The organism is Sedimentitalea arenosa, from assembly GCF_016428585.1.
In the GTDB taxonomy this organism is placed as follows: domain Bacteria; phylum Pseudomonadota; class Alphaproteobacteria; order Rhodobacterales; family Rhodobacteraceae; genus Sedimentitalea; species Sedimentitalea arenosa.
In genome coordinates, this window is the sequence record NZ_JAELVR010000010.1 from 163,047 (window position 1) to 182,928 (window position 19,882).

Consider the following 19,882-nt stretch of genomic DNA (forward strand, 5'->3'; position numbering starts at 1 on the left):
GGGAACATGAAACCAGAACCACGCTTCAATTCACACGATCCGATGGCCTGCGGCACGCAGGCGTCGGGCCAGTTCGGCGATGTGATCGGGACCGACCTCGCAGCAGCCGCCGACGATGGTGGCACCCAACTCGACCCACGCCATCGCGTGATCCGCGTAGGCTGACGGGCTGAGATCGACGCGCTGTTTCAGGGCATCGACCGTGGGCGAGTCCTTGAGGAATTCCTGCGAGATCCGTTCGAACCCGTTTGCGTAGCCGCCGAAGGGGCGGCCGAAACCGGGCAAGGTCGGCATGCCCTGAGTCACGGCCTCGGGCCGCGAACAATTCAGCAGAACCGCCTCGGGGGCGTAGAGCTCGAGTGTCCCGGCAAGGTCCGTCAGGGGTTCGCCGGAGCGTAACCTCGTGCCGTCGTCATCCTGCACGGTGAGGGCGATCCAGACCGGCTTGCCGCAGTCCTGCGTGGCGCGCAGAGCACCGATGGCCTCGCGTACCGAGGAGACGGATTCGATCAGGAACAGATCGACGCGCGGACACATGAGTTGCACCAACTCGCCAAATTTCAGCGCCGCCTCGTCCGGGTCGGGGTTCAGGTCGGGGCGGTAGGACGCAAGCAGCGGCCCGAGCGAGCCGGCAATGCGTCCGCCGTAGCGGCCGCGGGCCATCTCGGCCTGGGCCATGGCGGTGTCGAGAAGGGCCGGAACCTCGTCCTCCAGGCCGACGCGCACGAGGCGGCTGCGGTGCACCGCGTAGGTGTTGGTCGTGGCCACGGTGGCGCCGACTGCAAAGTAGTCGGAATGCACGGCACCGACGAGATCAGGTTGGTCGATCATTACGCGGGTCGACCAGAGCGGCGTCGCCCGGTTGCCGCTGCGTTTGACGAGTTCCTGCCCGATAGAACCGTCGAGGAGAGTGATATCTGTCATCGTCCTGCCTCCTGCGCCAGATCGCGGCTGCCCAGCAAGGCCGCCGCAGCGATCATCAGAAGGCCGGATATCCGGTTCAGCCAAACGCCCTGTATGGCGCGCACCCGGCCCAGCGTGCGTTGGGCGGCCCATCCCCAGAGCACGAGCGTCGCCCCGTCGACGATGAGATACGTTGCGCCCAGAAGCGCGAGTTGCGGCAGCACCGGGCTGGCCGGATCGATGAATTGCGGGAACAGCGCGCCGAAGAACACCACGGCATAGGGGTTGGCCGAGGAGGTCAGGAAGCCTTGCCGGAACAGCACCCGCAACCGTGCCTTCGGCGCCGCTCCGGTGTCGGGCGGCGCAGCCTTGGATATGAGCAGCGAGAGGCCGATCCATGCGAGATAGGCGACACCGAGCCACTTTACGATCCAGAGCGCATCCGCCGAGGTTGCGATGAGGGCCGTCAGTCCAAAGGCGGCGGCGGTCATCTGAAGACTGTTCGCAGACAGATCTCCGGCCACCGTCGCGAGGCTGCGGCGCAGACCATGACGCATGGAGTTGGACATGATCAGCAACTGGCTGGTGTCGGGTGGTGTTGCGAAAAAGGCGACCAGTACGCCGAGATAGAGCAGATAGCTGTCCAGTGTCATGCGCGCAGTCTTTCGTTGTCCGGATCCCAGAGCGGGCGGTCGGGTTGCACGATGGCCGCGTGGCGGGTGCCATAGATCTCGACCTCAAGCTCGGTGCCGGGGGTCGCGAGATCGGCGCGTACCATACCCAAGGCGACCGAGGCATCGATGCGATAGCCCCAGGCGCCCGAGGTGGTTTCGCCCACCACCTGCCCGCCATGCCAGAGGGTCGACATGTAAGGCGCATCCGCCGCACCGGCATCGACGATCAGGGTGACGAAGCGTTTGGCGACTCCGGTCTGACGTTCCTGCAGCAGCGCCGCCTTGCCGGGGAAGTCCTGCGGCTTGTCGAAACGGATGAACCGGTCGAGCCCGCCTTCCAGCAGCGAATAGTCGGTGGAGAGATCACCCTTCCAGGCGCGATAGCCCTTTTCGATGCGCATGGAGTTCAGCGCCCACATGCCGAAGGGTTTCGCGCCCGCCGCCAGAACGGCCTCATAGATCGCAGGCATATCGGCATTGGCGGCGTGGATTTCCCAGCCAAGCTCGCCCGCGAAAGAGACTCGTGCGAGCGCCGCCGGTCTGCCCGCAACCGTGGCCGGTTGGTGCGAGAGCCAGGGCAGGGTCAGGTCGGCTTCGGCGATCTGCGTGAAAAGGTCGCGCGATTTCGGGCCCGTCACGATCAGGGTGGAGTACTCCGCCGTGTGATCCGTCAGGATCAGTCCCGCCTCGCGCGCCGGGCGCAACACGTCCATGTCATGCCATTGCGCGGTCGCCGCCGTGATCAGGGTGAAGTGATCCTCGGCGTGGCGCAGCACGCTCATCTCGGTGAGGATGCGGCCGCGATTGTCGGCGAAATAGGCGAGGTTGAGGCGGCCGGGCTTGGGCAACACCCCGGCGATGCGGGCTCCGAGCCAGTCGGCCGCCCCGTCGCCGGACAGGTTGAAACGGGAAAACCCCGGCAGGTCGAGCACGCCGACCGCATCGCGCACCGCCTCGCATTCCTCGCGGATGCGCGCCTCCCACGGGCCGGTTCGGTTCCAGGTGTGGGTGGCGTCAAGGGAGGTGTCATCGCCCTCTTTCGCGAACCAGTTGGCGCGTTCCCAACCATTATAGGCCCCCATTTGCCCCCCCAGCGCCTTGACTCTGTCATGCACTGGCGAGAGCTTCTTGTCGCGCCCGGCGGGCCAGGCGTGCCAGGGAAAGTGCATGGCGTATTCGTGCCCATAGGTCTCCATCCCCTTGGCGATGCAATAGTCGGCATCGGTGTAGTCGGTGTAGCGGCGCGGATCGACGGCCCACATGTCCCATTCGGTTGCGCCTTCGGTGATCCATTCGGCAAGGACCTTGCCTGCCCCCCCCGCCTGGGCAATGCCGAAGGTGAAGACGCAGGCTTCGAACGCGTTGGGCACGCCGGGCATGGGCCCGAGCAACGGCAACCCGTCGGGCGCATAGGGGATCGGTCCATTGATGACCTTGTTGATACCCGCACGGCCCAAGAGCGGCACCCGGGCCATGGCGTCCTCGATATACCATTCCAGCCGCTCCAGATCGTTGGGATAGAGCTGGAAGCTGAAATCCTCGGGGAAGGGATCGTCGGGCGTGATCCAGTGCGCTTTGCAGTTGCGCTCGTACGGGCCGAGGTTGAGGCCGGTCTTTTCCTGCCTGAGGTAGTAGGAGCTGTCGACATCGCGCAGCAGCGGCAGTTTGCCGTGATCCTTGGTGAAAGCCTCGATCTCGGGGATCTCGTCCGTCAGCATGTATTGATGGCTCATCACCATCATCGGCACAGTGCGCCCGCCGTGGGGTTTGAACCATTCCCCGACCTTCTGGGCATAATATCCGGCGGCGTTGACGACATATTCGCAGCGGATATCGCCCTTGTCGATGTGCACGATCCATTCGCCGTTCTCACGGCTGACGCCGGTGGCGGGGCAGAACCGTTCGATCCGCGCCCCGAGATCACGCGCACCCTTGGCCAGAGCCTGTGTCAGCTGGCTTGGGTCGATGTCGCCGTCGTTCGGATCATAGAGCGCGCCCTTGAGATCGTGCAGTTCCAGGAAAGGATAGCGCTCCTTCGCCTCTTTCGGCGACAGCATGTCGATGTCCATCCCCTGATAGCGCCCCATGCCGCGGGCACGTTCGAATTCCTGCATCCGCTCGGTGCTGTGCGCGAGCCTGATCGAGCCGGTGACGTGATAGTTCATCGGGTAGTCGACCGCTTCGGCAAGGCCGCGGTAGAGTTCGGTCGAATAGCGCTGCATGTTCATGATCGACCAGCTGGTCGAGAAGGTCGGCACGTTGCCCGCCGCGTGCCAGGTCGATCCGGCGGTCAGTTCGTTCTTTTCCAGCAGGACGCAATCGGTCCAGCCCGCCTTGGCAAGGTGATAGAGACCCGAGGCCCCTACCGCGCCGCCGCCGATGATGACCACGCGGGCCGTTGTCGGGAAATCAGTCATGGATCACTCCTCAGTCCAGGATGAGCCGGGCGGCCAAGCCGCCAAACAGGATTGCGGTCAACTTGTTGAAGGCGCGCAGATGCGCGCGCAGCGGGTCGGCCAGCGCCCCGGCCAGCGCACCCAGCGCCAGCGAGAACAGGAAGCCGTTGAGCAGGAAGATCGTGCCCAGAATGAGGATCTGAACCCAGAACGGGCCAACCGCCGGATCGGTGAATTGCGGGATGAAAGCAAAGATGAACAGCGCCGTCTTGGGGTTGAGAATGTTCAGCAGGGCGCCCCGCTTCAACGCGTGCCACGCGGTGGGCGCGGCGCGGCCCTTTGTCGGCAGATCGCGCGCGGTCCAGGCCGACCAGGCGAGAAACAGCAGGTAACCCGCGCCCAGAAGCTTGATCGCCTGATAGGCTGCCGGATAGGCCAGAAGGATCGCCGAAACGCCCGCAGCGGCGGCCAGAACGTGCACCGTGATGCCGATGTTGATCCCGACCGCCGCCGCCATTCCGATGCGCGGACCGCCGGTGATGCCGCTGGACGAGACATACAGGAAATCCGACCCCGGCGTGAGGTTCAGAAGCAGTCCTGCGCCGATGAAAGCAGCCAGCACCACCGGATCGAAAGCGAGCAACGTGTCCAGCAGCATCAGCCCTGCTCCTTCTGCGTCACACCGTCGGCGATGTCGTAGTAGTCGCCCTTGTCAGCAGTGAAGATGTGCTTTTGCAGGCGCAACCCAGTTGGCCCATCTATCGCGCCGAGCGAAAACGACATGCCGTTTTCGTCATGCGCCTTCCAGAACAGGAAACTGCCGCAAACGGCGCAGAAGCCGCGCTTGGCGGTTGGGCTGGCGTGATACCAACGCGGGTTGCCTTCGATGTGAAAGTTGCGTTCCGGCGCATAGCCCGAGGCCCAGTGGTGACCGGACTGCTTGCGGCATTGACCGCAGTGGCAGGCCGTGACGCTGTGACCCCCGTCCTTGACCGTGAAGCGCACCGCGCCGCAATTGCAACTGCCCTTGAGCATCAGACCCTCCCCTGGGGTGTGCTGCTGATTCCCAGCAGAATTCCGTAGACGATGAAACAGGCGGCCATCCCGCGGCGCACCCAGATGTTGAACACGGCTCCGAGCGCGGCTTTTCCGATCAGCGCGCCCAATAGGGTATAGCCGGTGTAGCTGAGCGCGGTGATTGTGAGCGCTGTGGGCAGGATCAAAGAGATCTGCGCCGAGATCGGCACGTCCGGCTGCACGAATTGCGAAAAGGCGGCAAGGTAGCCAGCGACGCTTTTCGGGTTGATCGTGGCAATGGCCAGAGCGTGCAGATAGATGTGGCGGGCCGGGCGCGCATCGACCTTGACCGGCAAGGCCGCGCGACGCCAACCCCGGATGCCGAGCCAGATCAACACCCCCGCCCCCGCAAGCTTGAGCCAGAGGAACGCCGCCGGGGAGGCCGCGATCAGCGCCGTGACCCCTGCCGCCGAAAGCAACAGGAACAGGGTTGCTTGAGTCAGGATGGCGAGGACGCCGATCATCGCGCGCGGAAACGGCAGATTCATCCCATTGCTGATACAATTGACCGCGTTTGGGCCCGGCGTGGTTACGAACACCACCCAGAACAGCGCGAATATGGTCCAGGCCTGAAAGCTCATCGCGTCAATAGACCGGGGGCGCGATCACCCAGATCGCGAGAGCCTCGGTGTCATAGGGGTTCGACCAGCGGAACGGCTCGCCCCGGATGCGGAAACTGTCGCCCGGGTGGATGGTGAATTCGCGCGCGCCGATGGCAAGGTCGAGCGTGCCCGAGATCAGCACACCAACCTCCTGGGTCGGGCGGCTCACGGTCTCCCCGATCGCGCTGTGCGGCGCAAAGGTCGAATGCACCATCTCGAAATCGTCGGTCAGGTCCGGTGACAGCAATTCCTCGACCAGCCCGGCGGCGGTGGTTCCAATCGCGCGGCGCGCACCCCGGCGGACGATGTACCCCGCCTCCGCCGCGGGCACGGCGTGCGAGCTGAACAACATCGATACCGGCACACCGAGAGCTGCGGCGATATGGCGAAGGTCGGTCACCGAGGGTTCGGACAGGTCACGCTCGACTTGGCTCAGCCAGCCGACCGACCGTCCCAGCGCCTCGGCAAGGCCTATCAGGGTCAGACCCCGCGCCTTGCGCAGGGCCCTGAGATCGGCCCCCAGCGAGGCGCATTGGGTCGGATCGGATTGCAACATGGCGTCCGTGAAATTTTTCCTGTGAATTTCACGATGGGGCGAGTCGGTGAAAAATCCAAGAGAAATTTCACCGACCCCTTTTGCACGCCTCGATGTGTCAGTCCCTTTCGATGGCGATGGCGGTACCTTCGCCGCCGCCGATGCAGATCGCGGCGATGCCCCGCTTCAGCCCGCGCTTTTCCAGTGCGTTGAGCAGCGTCACCATGATGCGCGCCCCCGACGCCCCGATCGGATGCCCCAATGCGCAGGCACCGCCATTGACGTTGACGATATCGCGCGGCAGGCCGAGTTCGTGCATGAACGCCATCGGCACCACGGCGAAAGCCTCGTTGACCTCCCACAGGTCGACTTCGTCCTTGTCCCAGCCGAGCTTGTCCAGCAGCTTGCGCGCGGCCGGCACAGGGGCCGTCGGAAACTGCGCCGGGGCCTGCGCGTGGCTCGCGTGGCCCAGAATGCGGGCGCGCACGGTCAGGCCGTCACGTTCGGCAGCGTCAGCCGACGCGAGGATCAGTGCCGCCGCCCCGTCCGAAATAGACGAGGAGTTGGCGGCCGTGACGGTGCCATCCTTGCGGAACGCGGGTTTCAGCAGCGGGATCTTCTCGGGCCGGGCCTTGCCCGGCTGTTCATCAGTGGTGATGAGCGCCTCTCCCGACCGCCCGTGCACTGTGACGGGCGTGATCTCGTCCGCGAAAGCACCGCTGCGTTCGGCGTCGAGCGCGTTCGACAGCGAGGCCAGCGCGTATTGATCCTGCGCCTCGCGCGTGAACTGGAACGCCTCGGCGCAATCCTCGGCGAAGGTGCCCATCAGGCGGCCCTTGTCATAGGCATCCTCAAGCCCGTCCAGGAACATGTGATCGACCACCTGCGCATGACCGATTCGCGCCCCGCCGCGCATCTTGGGCAGCAGGTATGGCGCACGCGACATGCTTTCCATGCCACCAACCGCCATGACGTCGGTCTGGCCGAGCGCGATCTGATCATAGCCGATCATAGCCGCCTTCATGCCCGAGCCACACATCTTGTTGAGCGTCGTTGCCGGCACCTCTTCGCCCAGCCCGGCGGCAAAGCCCGCCTGCCGCGCCGGCGCCTGGCCCTGCCCTGCGGGCAGAACGCAGCCCATCAGCAGTTCGTCGACGGTGGATACACCAGCCGCCTTCATCGCGGCCTTGATCGCCTGACCGCCCAGATCTGCGGCCTCGACCCCGTCGAACGCGCCCTGGAACCCGCCCATCGGGGTACGGGACGCGCCTGCTATGACAACCTGTTTCATGGTTCATTCTCCCTTGTCTGGCGCCTGCATACCGAATGGTAAGGATTGCCGTCTAGCTTCGGATGCTGAAATTCACCGCAGAAGGAGCAGACCGGTGACATTGACAACCACGGCGATGGACAGTGGCCAGATCGTGACCGTGACCAGCCCCCGCATCGATGCCGCCATCGCGATCCAGTTCAAGGAGGCGATGCGCGAACACACGGTCGATGGGTCGGGCCGGGTTATCCTCGACCTGTCCGGTGTCGAGTTCATCGATTCCAGCGGTCTCGGCGCGATCGTCGCGGCGATGAAACAGCTGGGGGCCGGCCGTCGGCTGGATCTCGCCGGGCTGACGCCAACGGTGGACAAGGTGTTCCGCCTGACGCGCATGGACAGTGTGTTCAAGCTGTTCCCCTCGCTGGACGAGGCCATGGCGGCCGACGCCGGCTGACCCAAGCATCGGGGCTTCGGCCCCGCGCAGGACATGGTGATGTGAGCGACAATCCCAAGAGCTTCGAGCACGTATTTGTCGCAGAGGAATTTGCGGCGCGCGAGGCGCTCTGCACGATCATGAACCGCCTGGTGGCCATGGGACTGGCCGAGGACCAGATGGGCGGTGCCGAGATCGTGCTGGCCGAGGCCGTGAACAATATCGTTGAACACGCCTATGCCGGGATGGAGCCCGGAGAAATCCGCCTGAACGCCCGGTTCGAGGGTCCGCATCTCCTTCTGCAGATCGAGGATTGGGGCCGGGCGCTGCCCGACGGCGAGCTGCCCGAGGGCCAGCCGGCCGATCTCACCGGTCCGATGGACGATCTGCCCGAGGGTGGCTTTGGCTGGTTCATGATCCGGACCCTGTCACGCGACATCAGCTATGCCCGCACCGAGGGTTGCAACCGGTTGTGCCTGACCTTCGACCTGATACCGCCAGGTTCGTAGCCAAGGTGAGCCCTCTTCATGCGCCGGTTTGGATGAAGCAGGAATGGAGTTGGCGGGCTGCGAGTGGAGGTGCGACGACAGTGCATTCAGAAGGTGGTCGTGCGGCACATCATACTCCGGGATAGACCTGCACCACGGGACACCCGTCGCAAAAGAGCCTCAATCACTTCAAACTGCTGCCGGAAAGACCCGGCAAAAAGGAATTGTAGCTGCATCAAGCTTCCCTCGGCGTCGCGCGAATTTGCCCCCACCCAGTGCGCGACGCCGAGGACTTCCCATTGCCTGACTGTCGCGCGACCCGGTCGGAGCCATCAAGGGGATGGCGCGCATCTCCGCAACAATAGTCCGGCCGACCGAAAACAATCGGCAAGCCGACCCGCTCGGATTTCCTGAATTCCACCTCTGGGCAACGGCCGCAGCGCGGCCTAGTGTGCGCCCGACTGAAGAGGAGACAGCTGATGCGCGATTTTCAACACCCGGGACGGTCGGCGGTTCTGAGCACCAACGGAATGTGCGCCACGTCCCACCCGCTTGCGGCACAAACCGCCATAGACATTCTGAAGCGCGGAGGAAACGCGATGGACGCCGCCATCGCCGGCGCGGTCCTGCTTGGCATCTGCGAACCGCAGATGACAGGAATCGGCGGCGATTGCTTCGTGCTCTATTCACCCGCGGGCAGCAACGATGTCCGCGCGATGAACGGCTCGGGGCGTGCCCCCGCCGCATCGGACGCCGCCACCTTGCGGGCCGGGGGCCTGACGGCGATCGCCCAGGACAGCCCCTCGGCGGTGACGATCCCCGGCGCGATGGATGCGTTCTGCACCCTGTCGGAAACCGTCGGGAATCTGGGCATCGATGACCTTCTGGCGCCCGCGATCCACTATGCGGAGGAGGGCGTTCCGGTCGCACCGCGTGTCGCGTTCGATTGGGGAAAAGATGCCCCGGTTCTCAACAGCCGCGCGCGCGATGTCTACCTCGTCAACGGCAAGGTGCCGGCCACGGGGCAGATCTTCCGCGTGCCCGGCCAGGCCGAAGTCCTGCGCCGCGTGGCCAAACATGGCCGCGACGCCTTCTATACCGGCGAAGTCGCCGAGGACATGGTGAACACGCTGACCCGGCTCGGCGGCGTCCACACTCTCGAGGATTTCGCCAACACGGCGTGCGAGGCGACGACCCCGATCAGCGGCAGCTACAAGGGGGTCGAACTGGTCGAACATCCGCCCAACGGGCAGGGCGCGACCGCGATCCTGATGCTCAACATCCTGTCGCATTTCGACATTGCCGACATGGACCCGCTGGGTGCGCAGCGCGCGCATATCGAGGCCGAGGCCGCCAAGCTGGCCTATGATGCACGCAACCGCTTCATCGCCGATGCCGATCACACGACGCGCGCAGACTACATGCTCGCCCCCGAAACGGCGGCGAAACTCGCCGCCCTGATCGACCCGAGGAAGGCGATGGCCGCCGCCGCGCCCCTGACCGAGTCGGTGCACAAGGACACGATCTATATCACCGTGGTCGACAAGGACCGGATGGCCGTATCGCTGATCTATTCGGTGTTCCACGGCTTCGGCTCCGGCATCGCGACAGACAAGTTCGGCATCCTGTTCCAATCCCGCGGCGCAGGCTTCACCATAGCCGAGGGTCACCCCAACGAGCTGGGCGGCGGCAAGCGCCCGATGCACACGATCATTCCGGGGATGCTGCGCGAGAATGGCCGCGTCACCATGCCGTTCGGAGTGATGGGCGGGGCCTATCAGCCCAACGGACATGCGCGCGTGGTCAGCAACCTGACCGATTTCGGGATGGACGGGCAGACAGCACTGGACGCGCCGCGCTCCTTCTCGGACGCGGGCGACATGAAGGTCGAACGCGGATACAGCGACGACGTGCGTCAAGAGCTGGCGGACATGGGACATGCCGTATCGATCCCCGACACCGCCATCGGCGGCGCCCAGGCGATCCGGATCGACGAGTCGGGCATCCTGATCGGCGCGAGCGACCCGCGCAAGGACGGCTGCGCCCTGGGCTATTGAGAGGGTACCAGGATGGCGCGGGCTCCGGCCCGCGTCAGTTCAGCTGGAAATGCAGCGGATAGGCACCGTCCTGGAACGGGCCGAACATGTCGGGGATGTCGGGATGGTCGACCGGTTCGCCCGAATAGTCCGCGACAAGGTTCTGCTCGGACACGTAAGCCACGTAATAGGACTGATCGTTTTCCGCCAGCAGATGATAGTAGGGCTGTTCACGCGCAGGGCGGCTGTCTTCCGGAATCGCCTGATACCATTCCTCGGTGTTGGCGAATTCCGGGTCCACGTCGAAAATCACACCGCGAAACGGATGCTTGCGATGACGGACAACCTGTCCGAGATGGTATTTTGCGCGCGTTTTCAGCATAATGGTTAAGCCCCTAGCGCAAGATATTAACCGTTTCCGGGATCGGATGTCCAACGATTGCGCCGGGAAATCGTGGAAACAGTTTGTGAACGCCGGTGTGACAGTGCGTCACACACCCCCACAGGGCCGCGCCGCCTGCCGTGGGGGTCGCGCGAATGTCATTCCATCCCGCGCCCGAATGCGATAGTCTTTTCAAAAAAAGGCATGAGGCAGATGAGCAGAAAGCTTCGCGCAATGTTCCTGGTGCTGTTCGTGGCATCCTGTGGCGGCTATTCCAGCCCGCCACGCAACCTGAACGATGCTTGCAGCATCGCGGAACAGCGCCCGAAATACATGAAGGCCTTCAAGGCAACCGAACGCCGCTGGGGCGTGCCGGTGCATGTGCAAATGGCCACGATTTATCAGGAAAGCCGGTTCCGCGGCGATGCGCGTACGCCCTATCGGTTTGCGCTCGGCGTGATCCCGATGGGCCGGCAAAGCAGCGCCTATGGGTACAGCCAGGCGCTGGACGGGACCTGGGACGATTACCGCGCCGAAACCGGACGCCGGAGCGCCAAACGCGACCGGATCCGCGACGCGACCGATTTCATGGGCTGGTACATGAACAAGAGCCGCGAGAAGAACGGCATCCCCCTGACGGACGCGCGCAATCAGTACCTGGCCTATCACGAGGGCAACACGGGCTATGCCCGCGGCACCTACAACAGCAAGAGTTGGCTGGTCCGGGTCGCGGATGACGTGCAGTCGCGCTCCAATCTCTACGCGGCGCAGCTGTCGAGTTGCCGCGCCGCGCGCTGACCCGTTTCAGCGCTCGTTGAGGTTGCCTGACGTGTTGGGCGGCCGGAACAGCGAGTTTGCGAGCGCGCCGCCGGTCGTCAGGTCGCCCAGCACCACGCGGGTCTGACCGCCGGTCTCGTCGTGAACGATCCATTCGCGCAAGGCCAGCGGCGACCCACCGAACATGAGGTCGATCCGGCCCTGTTCGGGTCGCTCGGGGTCCTGTGCCGTGACCACGGTCATTCCACCACGTGCGTCGTGTCCGACCACCATGTTGGCGCGGCCCAGATCGACGCGACGGGCCAGCAGGATGGACAGCGGCGTACGGCTCAGTGGATAGCTTTCCGGCGGCTGGTTGGATTTCGGGTCCTCGATCACCACGGCGCCGTTACCCGCGATCACCACGGGCGCGTCCGGCCCGTCATACTGGAACCGCATCCTCCCGGGACGATGCACATAGAGCGTGCCGGTCGAGCGCGAACCGTCATCGTTGAACTGGGTGAAGGGTGCGGTGACGGTGGTCAGCCCGTTCAGATAGGCCGAGATCGCCGAGAGCGGCTGTTTGGATTGCGCTGCGGCCATGGTGGCCGCCAGCGACAGGACAAGGGCGAGCAGAGCGTGTTTCATGCCCTTTAGATACGCGATCCGGCGGCGAATGGAAGCCGCCGTCATTGCGGTTCAGGCACCAGGATCTCGCGCTTGCCGACATGGTTGGCGGGAGAGACCAACCCTTCCTCCTCCATTTGTTCGACGAGCCGCGCGGCCTTGTTGTAGCCGATGGCCAGCTTGCGCTGGATATAGCTGGTTGAGCACTTGCGGTCCTTGATGACGATCTGCACCGCCGTGTCGTAGAGCGCATCCTCGCCGTCGGTGTTGCCGCCGAGCCCCAGAACCAGGTCGATATTGCTTTCCTTGTCCTCGTCGGGACCTTCGACCACGCCGCTCATGTATTCGGGCGGCCCGAATGCCTTGAGGTGGTTCACCACCTCTTCGACCTCTTCATCCGACACGAACGGCCCGTGGCAGCGGGTGATTTTTGCGCCGCCAGCCATGTAGAGCATGTCGCCCATGCCCAGAAGCTGTTCGGCCCCCATTTCGCCCAGGATCGTGCGACTGTCGATCTTGGACGTGACCTGGAAGCTGATCCGGGTCGGGAAGTTGGCCTTGATCGTGCCGGTGATGACATCGACCGACGGACGTTGCGTCGCCATGATGAGGTGGATGCCCGAGGCCCGCGCCATTTGCGCGAGTCGCTGGATGCAGGCCTCGATCTCCTTGCCGGCGACCATCATCAGGTCGGCCATCTCGTCGACGATCACCACGATGAAGGGCATCGCCTCGGGCGCGAATTCCTCGGTCTCGAAGATCGGATCGCCGGTTTCGTCGTCAAACCCGGTCTGCACCGTGCGGCTGAACATCTCGCCCTTGGACAGCGCCTCGCGCACACGGCCGTTGTAGCCTTCGATGTTGCGCACGCCCATCTTGGACATCTTGCGATAGCGATCCTCCATTTCACCCACGACCCATTTCAGCGCGACGACCGCCTTTTTCGGGTCGGTCACGACAGGGGACAGCAGATGCGGAATGCCGTCATAGACCGACAGTTCCAGCATCTTGGGGTCGATCATGATCAGGCGGCATTCCTCGGGCGTCAGCTTGTAGAGCAGGCTCAGGATCATGGTGTTGATGGCGACCGATTTGCCCGAACCGGTGGTTCCCGCGATCAGCAGGTGGGGCATCTTGGCGAGGTTGGCGACGATGCTGTCCCCGCCGATATTCTTGCCAAGCGCCAGCGGCAGGCTCTGGTTGGTGTCGCCGAAATCACGGCTGGCGAGGATCTCTCGCAAAACCACCTTCTCGCGATTCTCGTTCGGCAGTTCGATGCCGATCACCGAGCGCCCAGGAACGGTCGAGACGCGTGCCGACAGGGCCATCATCGAGCGCGCGATATCGTCGGCAAGGCCGATCACCCGGCTCGCCTTGAGACCCGGCGCGGGTTCCAGTTCATACATGGTGACAACGGGGCCGGGACGGACCGAGACGATCTCGCCCTTGATGCCGTAGTCGTCCAGCACGTTTTCCAGCATCCGCGCGTTCTCTTCCAGGGCCTCGTCGCTCAGGTGGTGGCGCTGCACGGTCGAGGGGCTGGTCAGCAGGCTGAGCGGCGGAAGCTCGAACGCGGTGCCGGTGTCCTCGAACGCCAGGGCGGGCTGCTCCTCGGCAGCGGCGCGGCGCGACGGCGCGGGTGCCTTGCGCGGTGCGTTCTGAACCACCTTGCGCGGCTCGGCGATGGGCACGCTCATCGCCTCGGACTCGGGCGCCTCCAACGGCAGCGCTTCGTCGAGCGGCGCATCGTCGTCCTCATCCATCCCGACATGGTCGAAAGGATCGGAGAAATCGGTGTGATCTGCATGTGCCGCCGTCAGCGGCGGTTCGCGACGCAGGCCGGACGTGTCCAGAACCAGCGGATCGGGTCCGCGTCCGCGCCCCTTGGTCAGCGGACGGCTGGGGTCCGGCACGGGGTCGTCCGGGCGCAGGCGTGCGCGGACGGCGTCAGCGATCCGGGCGCGAATCCGGTCGTCTCCGGGCATGTCGTCATAGCCCTCGACATCGTCCGGGTCGATCAATTCAGGCTGGGGCATCGGTTCGGCCCGGCGGATCAGGGAGGGCATTCGCGACAGGAAGCTTCCGCGCGGCTCAACCTCATCGGGCGCGAAGCGGTCGGACGCGCCATACTCCTCCGGGTGCGAAACGGCGGCCTCCTGATAGACCACCTCGTCATCGCAACCGGTTTCTTCGCGCGCCAAGCGCGTCGCGGCGCGACGCTCGGACATCTGTTCCTTCCGCGCGCGCGCTGCGGCGAAGGCCGAACTCGCGCCGCGCCCCAGAAGTGACATCAGGGCATCATAGCTCATCACCACGCCGATCATCAGCAGCCGCGCACCGCGCGCAAGCTCGGCCTTGGTGAAGCCCAGAACATAAGCGGCAGACGCAAGCATCAAGAGCGCAGCCAGCAGCGAAAGCAGCTTGAGCGCAACGTGCGAGCCAATCGGCAGAACGGTCAGCAACGCGCCCATCACCGTGTCGCCGAACAGCCCGCCAAGACCGAAGCTGTGCGTCGCCTTCCATTCCGCTCCCGGCACCAGCGACGCGGCATAGATCGAGGCGATGGCGATGGCGATCGGGGCGAAGATCAGCCGACCCAGCGCACGGTCCTCGCCCCGATGCAGCGCGAACCGCAAACCCCAGGCGACCAGCACCAGAGCGATGCCCCAGCTGCCCCAGCCGACGATCATGAACAGCGGCGCGGCCAGCGACGCCCCGATGCGACCCATCCAATTCTGTACCGGCGCGTCGGTCGAGACCATCCAGTTTGGATCATCCGGCGTGTAGGAGCCGATCATCGCCGCAGCGGCGAGCCCCAGGCAGATCAGCACGATCCCGATCAGTTCCTTGCCGCGCCGTTCGATCGCCGCCTGCATGTTGCTGTCCAGAAATGGATCCCGGCTGCGTGAATGATATGCCATGCCCGTCCTCGCCTACCTGTACAAGCAGTCGCGCAGCTTGATCAGCCCGCCCTGCATCTCTGCCTTTGGGGCCACCATGGCGGCCCGTATGTATCCTTCGCCGGGGTTCTGCCCAGCTTTGCCCTGCGCCAAATAGGCGCCCGGCAGGACCCGCACACCGGTCTCCTGCCACAGTTTCAACGTTGCCGCCTCACCGTCATCCACCGGCAGCCAGAGGAAGAACCCCGCTTCCGGCGGCTGATAGCCTTGCACCGCTTCGAACACCTCGTCCGCGATGGCGTATTTCTCGCGATAGAGCGCGCGGTTCTGCTCGACATGCGCCTCGTCTGCCCAGACGGCGGCGGCGGCGGCCTGCAACGGACCCGGCAACGGTGCGCCGGAATAGTTGCGCAGCTGCCTGAGTTCTCGAATCGTGACCGGCCCGCCCGCCACGAAGCCCGAGCGCAGGCCCGGCAGGTTGGACCGCTTGGAGAGCGAGTGAAAGATCGTCACCCGCTCCGGGTCGGCGCCCATGTCGCGCGCCACTTCCAGCGCGCCCGTTGGCGGGGTGTCGCGGTAGATCTCGGAGTAGCACTCATCCGCGAAGATGCGGAAATCATACTGCTCGGCCAGCGAAATCAGGCCGGCCCAATAGTCGCGATCGGCCACTGCGCCCTGCGGGTTCGCGGGCGAGCAGACATAGACGATGGCAGTTCGGTTCAGGACCTCGGGACCGACGCTGGCATAGTCGGGCAGATGCCCTGTGGACGCCGTCGCCGGCACGAAGATCGGTTCGGCCCCGACCGACAGCGCCGCGACCATGTAGACCTGGTAGAACGGATTGGGCGTCAGGATCACCGGCTGTCCGCCGGATTTCCGCTCGGGGCAGAGCGCCATCGCGGCGTTGTACAGTCCCTCGCGCGTCCCGTTCAGCGCCATGACCTGTGTCGCCGGATCCAGCGCGACGCCATAGCGGCGACGGACCCAGTCGGCGATGGCCCCGCGCAGGGCGTCCGTGCCTTCGTTCTGCGGATAGGAATTGAAGCCTGCCGCGTTCTCGACGATCACGTCCGTAACCCATTGGGGAAACTCGTGTTTCGGTTCGCCGATGGTCATGTGCACGATATCACCGCCGGGCGCGTGAACGTCCAGCAGCGCCCGCAGGCGCGGAAACGCGTATTCCGGTAGGTTCGAAAACCGCTCGGGTAAATTCATTGTGCTGCCTCAAGGTCGGGGTCGTTTTCGCCCCGTTTGACAGCAGGTTACAGATGCCAGGCGCACCCGTCCAGAGTTTGAGGGTTAACGCCCGGCACTTGTGGCTTTCAGGCCAATGCGGCTTCGGCGGCGGCTCCGACGCGCAGAAGCGCCTCCTCGGAAAAGGGCGCGCCCATCAGGCAGATGCCACAGCTTGGCGTTCCGGTGGGCAGGGTCAACGCGCAAAGACCCATGAGGTTGCCGATTCGCGTGTTGCGCAGCGTCAGCAGGTTCTCCGTCACGTAGTACTCGCTGTCGCTCGCCAGCCGTTCGACATTGGGCGGCAGGTTCGGCGCGGTCGGGCAAAGCACAGCGTCAAAGCCCGCGGTGGCCCGCGCCCAGGCCTTGCGCGCGGCGCGCAGTCGCGCCCATGCGGCGACATAATCCGGGCCAGAGAATTGCGCACCCTGCCGAAACCGCTCGCGGACCTGCGCATACATCAGGTCGGGATTGGCCTCGATCACATCGCGCCAGAGACCATAGGCCTCGGCGGTGTAGAGCACGCCGCTCAGGGGCATGACCTCGGCCAGTTCCGGGACGTCTAGCGGTTCGATCACGGCACCCGCATCCGCCAATCGCGCAACGGCGGCCTCGAACGCCGCGCCGGGGGCATCGCGCACATTGTCGTGCGCAACGGTGCGCAGAACGGCGAAGCGACGACCCGCGAGTGCCGTGCCGCGCAGATCAGGCGCGCGCCCGCCTTCCAGCATCGCCAACATCTGCGCCGCATCCCCGACCGAGCGGGTGAGCGGGCCGATGGTGTCGAACTCAAGGCACAACGGCACCACCCCATCGAGGCTGACGCGCCCGGCGGTCGTCTTCAGGCCGACAAGGTCGTTCCACGCAGCAGGAATTCGCACCGACCCACCGGTGTCCGAGCCGATGCCGCAAGCGGCCAGCCCGAAGGCAACCGAGGCGGCCGCGCCCGACGACGAACCTCCCGGAACCGCCTCTGCATCGTTTATGCAGGGCGGCGTCGCGGTCGAGGGGTTCAGGCCGAGGCCCGAGAACGCCAGTTCGCTCATATGCGTCTTGCCCAGACAGACCGCTCCCATCGCGGTGGCATTGCGCAGAACCTTGGCATCGCGGCCGGGTACCCGGTCCTTGAGCAATTTCGAGCCCGCTTCGGTGGCGACACCGGCGCTGTCGAACAGATCCTTCCAGCTGATCGGGACCCCGTCGAGCAGCGACAAGCGGCGCCCGGCCTGCGCCCGCGCCCGCGCGGCCTGCGCCTCGGCGAGGGCGCGGTCCGCAGTGATGCGGGCATAGATCCGGTCCCGCAGGGGATGGGAATCGATCGCGGAGAGATAGGTTTCGGTCAGGGCGACGGGGTCGATCTCGCCCTCGGCGATTCCCCGTCCCAGATCGCTCGCCGTGCTGTTCAGCCAATCCTGCATGTCGCCCCCCGAATTGCGTTCGGCGCGAGCCTAGCGACAGCACCGCGCATGGACAATCCCGCGCCGCGCCCCATAGTGCAGGTCATGACGACACCAAGCGATATCCTGATCGTGGGCGGCGGGCTGAACGGGCCAGCGCTGGCCCTTGCCCTGGCCCAGACCGGCCAGCCCGTTACCGTGATCGATGCCCTGCCCTCCGAGACCCGCGCTGACGCCGGCTTCGACGGTCGCGCATACGCGCTGGCGCTGGCCTCGCAACGGCTGCTGGCAGCGGTCGGCCTTTGGGAGGCGGTCGAAGATCACGCCCAACCGATGCTGGAGATCAAGGTGACAGACGGTCATGCCGGGCGCGGTCCCTCACCGTTCTTCCTGCATTTCGATCACGCCGAGATCGAGGAAGGCCCGATGGGCTACATGGTCGAGGACCGGCACCTGCGCCGCGCCTTCCTGAACGCCATGGCAGAGAACCCCAGGATCACCCTTGTCGACGGGCAGCGTGTCGTCGCACAGGAAACCGGGGCCGGGGTCGCGTCGGTCACGCTCGCCGATGGGCGGGAAGTGTCGGGCCGCCTTCTGGTGGGCTCTGACGGCAGGCAGAGCGGCACCGCGACGCGCGCCGGAATCAAGCGCACCGGATGGGGCTATGACCAGACCGCGCTGGTCTGCGCGCTCGAGCACGAGAAACCGCATCACGGCATCGCGCACCAGTTCTTCATGCCAGCCGGTCCACTGGCGATCCTGCCACTGACCGGGAACCGCAGTTCGATCGTCTGGAGCGAACGCAGCGCCGAGGCGAAACGAATCAACGCGCTGGATGACGCGGGTTACATGGCTGAACTGCATCCGCGTTTCGGCGATTTCCTCGGCAGGCTGACATTGGCAGGCCAGCGTTTTGTCTATCCGTTGAATCTGACGATCGCCAACAGCTTCATCGCGCCCCGGCTGGCGTTGGTCGGTGACGCGGCGCATGGCGTTCATCCGATCGCGGGGCAGGGGCTGAATGCCGGCTTGCGCGACGTGGCCGCTCTGGCCGAAGTGCTGACGCTCGCATCGCGGCGAGGCGAAGATATCGGAGCCATCCAGGTTCTGGAGCGGTATCAGCAATGGCGCCGGTTCGACACCACCACGCTGGCACTGGCGACAGATGCGTTCAATCGGCTGTTTTCCAACGACAATCCACTCTTGCGCGCGGGGCGTGATCTGGGGTTGGGCCTCGTCAACGCGTGGCCGGGTGCGCGGCGCGGCTTCATCCGCGAAGCCGCGGGCCTGACCGGCGATCTGCCCCGATTGATGCAGGGCCGCCAGATCTGAGATCACTCGAGCACGCGCGCCTCGTCGATCAACATCACCGGGATGCCATCGCGGATCGGAAAGGCGAGGTTTGCCGACCGCGAGATCAATTCCTGTTTGTCCGCATCGTATTCCAGCGTCCGCTGGGTTTGCGGGCAGACCAGCGCCTCGAGCATGCGGCGGTCGAACTCGGGTGTGTCGGTATTCACTGCAGAATTTCCTCGCTGGCCCCGCCGCGCAGCGCGAACTCGATCAGGGTGACAAGGGTCTCGCGACGCGTCGTCAGCGAGGGCGCTTCGAGTAGCGCCTGCTTGTCCTCGGGATCGAAGTCCAGAAGCATCGACAGCGAATTGATCAGAAGCTCGTCATCGGCATCCTTGATCGAATCCCAATCGGTCGACAGGTCGCGGGCCGAGAAGAACCGGTCGAGCAGGTTCAGGAAGGAGTCACGGTCGAATTGGGGATCCCGCTCGGTCCGACCCAAGTCACGCGAGAACCCCTCCCAGCTGACTTCGCAGCGACGATAGGGGGTAAAACCCTCGACCTCTTTCAAGATGCGAAACCGCGATATGCCAGCCAGCGTGATCATGTAGCGCCCGTCTTCGGTTTCCGAGAACTGGGTGACGCGACCAGCGCACCCGATCGTATGCAGTGCCGTCTCTCGCCCCGGATAGGGGTTGGGCTGGACCATCCCAATCACCCGCTGCGGGGTCTTGAGCGCATCCTCCAGCATCTGCAGGTATCGCGGTTCAAACAGGTGCAAGGGCAACCGGGACCGTGGCAGCAACAGTGCCCCAGGCAACGGAAACACGGCGATCGTGTCGGGCAGGTCGGCGGCTTTTATCATTGGACTAAGTCTAGC

Annotated in this window: 20 protein-coding genes; 5 read left to right on the forward strand and 15 right to left on the reverse strand. The window is 64.9% G+C overall.

Going from position 1 to position 19,882, the window contains the following annotated elements; translation table 11 throughout:
• Positions 1 to 30: 30 nt before the first annotated feature.
• From JF290_RS15130 to JF290_RS15165, 8 genes are all read right to left on the reverse strand, one after another.
• A complete protein-coding gene (locus JF290_RS15130) occupies positions 31 to 924 on the reverse strand; it encodes a homocysteine S-methyltransferase family protein (RefSeq protein ID WP_199025728.1) in 894 nt (297 codons plus the stop codon).
• Complete coding sequence (locus tag JF290_RS15135; RefSeq protein ID WP_199025729.1) at positions 921 to 1,556, reverse strand: LysE family translocator; 636 nt, start codon at positions 1,554 to 1,556, stop codon at positions 921 to 923. Before JF290_RS15135 ends, JF290_RS15130 begins: the two co-directional genes overlap by 4 nt.
• The gene (locus tag JF290_RS15140) at positions 1,553 to 3,994 is read right to left on the reverse strand and encodes a GcvT family protein (protein WP_199025730.1); all 2,442 of its coding nucleotides are present in this window, start codon (positions 3,992 to 3,994) and stop codon (positions 1,553 to 1,555) included. Before JF290_RS15140 ends, JF290_RS15135 begins: the two co-directional genes overlap by 4 nt.
• A 10-nt stretch (positions 3,995 to 4,004) precedes the next feature.
• Complete coding sequence (locus JF290_RS15145) at positions 4,005 to 4,631, reverse strand: LysE family translocator (protein WP_199025731.1); 627 nt, start codon at positions 4,629 to 4,631, stop codon at positions 4,005 to 4,007.
• Entirely contained in the window at positions 4,631 to 5,008 is a 378-nt protein-coding gene (locus JF290_RS15150; protein WP_199025732.1) for a GFA family protein, read from the reverse strand. The genes JF290_RS15145 and JF290_RS15150 overlap by 1 nt, the downstream gene beginning before the upstream one ends.
• Entirely contained in the window at positions 5,008 to 5,631 is a 624-nt protein-coding gene (locus JF290_RS15155; protein WP_199025733.1) for a LysE family translocator, read from the reverse strand. Before JF290_RS15155 ends, JF290_RS15150 begins: the two co-directional genes overlap by 1 nt.
• Before the next feature lie 4 nt (positions 5,632 to 5,635).
• Positions 5,636 to 6,208: a helix-turn-helix domain-containing protein gene (locus JF290_RS15160; protein ID WP_199025734.1), complete on the reverse strand. Its 573-nt coding sequence runs from the start codon at positions 6,206 to 6,208 to the stop codon at positions 5,636 to 5,638.
• 97 nt (positions 6,209 to 6,305) lie between these two features.
• Positions 6,306 to 7,478, reverse strand: a complete 1,173-nt coding sequence (locus tag JF290_RS15165) for a thiolase family protein (RefSeq protein ID WP_199025735.1) — start codon at positions 7,476 to 7,478, stop codon at positions 6,306 to 6,308.
• Between the two features lie 94 nt (positions 7,479 to 7,572).
• On the opposite strand from JF290_RS15165, the gene JF290_RS15170 reads away from it, so the two are divergent.
• The 3 genes from JF290_RS15170 to JF290_RS15180 all read left to right on the forward strand — a co-directional run bounded on the left by JF290_RS15170 (position 7,573) and on the right by JF290_RS15180 (position 10,435).
• Complete coding sequence (locus JF290_RS15170) at positions 7,573 to 7,911, forward strand: STAS domain-containing protein (protein WP_199025736.1); 339 nt, start codon at positions 7,573 to 7,575, stop codon at positions 7,909 to 7,911.
• A 41-nt stretch (positions 7,912 to 7,952) separates the two neighbouring features.
• Positions 7,953 to 8,399 (forward strand): ATP-binding protein, encoded by a 447-nt coding sequence (locus tag JF290_RS15175; protein ID WP_328701267.1) that lies wholly within the window; start codon positions 7,953 to 7,955, stop codon positions 8,397 to 8,399.
• 458 nt (positions 8,400 to 8,857) lie between these two features.
• Positions 8,858 to 10,435: a gamma-glutamyltransferase family protein gene (locus JF290_RS15180; RefSeq protein WP_199025737.1), complete on the forward strand. Its 1,578-nt coding sequence runs from the start codon at positions 8,858 to 8,860 to the stop codon at positions 10,433 to 10,435.
• A gap of 34 nt (positions 10,436 to 10,469) precedes the next feature.
• On the opposite strand, the gene hspQ is transcribed toward JF290_RS15180, so the two are convergent.
• Positions 10,470 to 10,796 carry a heat shock protein HspQ gene (gene hspQ / locus JF290_RS15185; RefSeq protein ID WP_199025738.1) on the reverse strand — a complete coding sequence of 109 codons (327 nt, stop codon included), beginning with the start codon at positions 10,794 to 10,796 and terminating at the stop codon, positions 10,470 to 10,472.
• Positions 10,797 to 11,009: 213 nt separating this feature from the next.
• On the opposite strand from hspQ, the gene JF290_RS15190 reads away from it, so the two are divergent.
• Positions 11,010 to 11,594, forward strand: coding sequence for a transglycosylase SLT domain-containing protein (locus JF290_RS15190; RefSeq protein ID WP_199025739.1), 585 nt, complete (start codon positions 11,010 to 11,012; stop codon positions 11,592 to 11,594).
• A gap of 6 nt (positions 11,595 to 11,600) precedes the next feature.
• Here JF290_RS15190 and JF290_RS15195 read toward each other — a convergent pair whose 3' ends face one another.
• From JF290_RS15195 to JF290_RS15210, 4 genes are all read right to left on the reverse strand, one after another.
• The gene (locus JF290_RS15195) at positions 11,601 to 12,200 is read right to left on the reverse strand and encodes a LolA family protein (protein WP_199025740.1); all 600 of its coding nucleotides are present in this window, start codon (positions 12,198 to 12,200) and stop codon (positions 11,601 to 11,603) included.
• A gap of 41 nt (positions 12,201 to 12,241) precedes the next feature.
• Positions 12,242 to 15,100 carry a DNA translocase FtsK gene (locus JF290_RS15200; protein WP_199025741.1) on the reverse strand — a complete coding sequence of 953 codons (2,859 nt, stop codon included), beginning with the start codon at positions 15,098 to 15,100 and terminating at the stop codon, positions 12,242 to 12,244.
• A gap of 12 nt (positions 15,101 to 15,112) precedes the next feature.
• Positions 15,113 to 16,294, reverse strand: a complete 1,182-nt coding sequence (locus JF290_RS15205; RefSeq protein WP_199025742.1) for an aminotransferase class I/II-fold pyridoxal phosphate-dependent enzyme — start codon at positions 16,292 to 16,294, stop codon at positions 15,113 to 15,115.
• A gap of 107 nt (positions 16,295 to 16,401) precedes the next feature.
• Positions 16,402 to 17,730 carry an amidase gene (locus tag JF290_RS15210; protein ID WP_199025743.1) on the reverse strand — a complete coding sequence of 443 codons (1,329 nt, stop codon included), beginning with the start codon at positions 17,728 to 17,730 and terminating at the stop codon, positions 16,402 to 16,404.
• 84 nt (positions 17,731 to 17,814) lie between these two features.
• Between JF290_RS15210 and JF290_RS15215 the strand changes: the two genes are divergently transcribed.
• Positions 17,815 to 19,041 carry an FAD-dependent monooxygenase gene (locus JF290_RS15215; protein ID WP_199025744.1) on the forward strand — a complete coding sequence of 409 codons (1,227 nt, stop codon included), beginning with the start codon at positions 17,815 to 17,817 and terminating at the stop codon, positions 19,039 to 19,041.
• A 2-nt stretch (positions 19,042 to 19,043) separates the two neighbouring features.
• On the opposite strand, the gene JF290_RS15220 is transcribed toward JF290_RS15215, so the two are convergent.
• Both JF290_RS15220 and JF290_RS15225 read right to left on the reverse strand, forming a co-directional pair.
• Positions 19,044 to 19,229 carry a Trm112 family protein gene (locus JF290_RS15220; RefSeq protein ID WP_328701268.1) on the reverse strand — a complete coding sequence of 62 codons (186 nt, stop codon included), beginning with the start codon at positions 19,227 to 19,229 and terminating at the stop codon, positions 19,044 to 19,046.
• Positions 19,226 to 19,867: an LON peptidase substrate-binding domain-containing protein gene (locus tag JF290_RS15225; RefSeq protein ID WP_199025745.1), complete on the reverse strand. Its 642-nt coding sequence runs from the start codon at positions 19,865 to 19,867 to the stop codon at positions 19,226 to 19,228. The genes JF290_RS15220 and JF290_RS15225 overlap by 4 nt, the downstream gene beginning before the upstream one ends.
• Between the last annotated feature and the right edge of the window lie 15 nt (positions 19,868 to 19,882).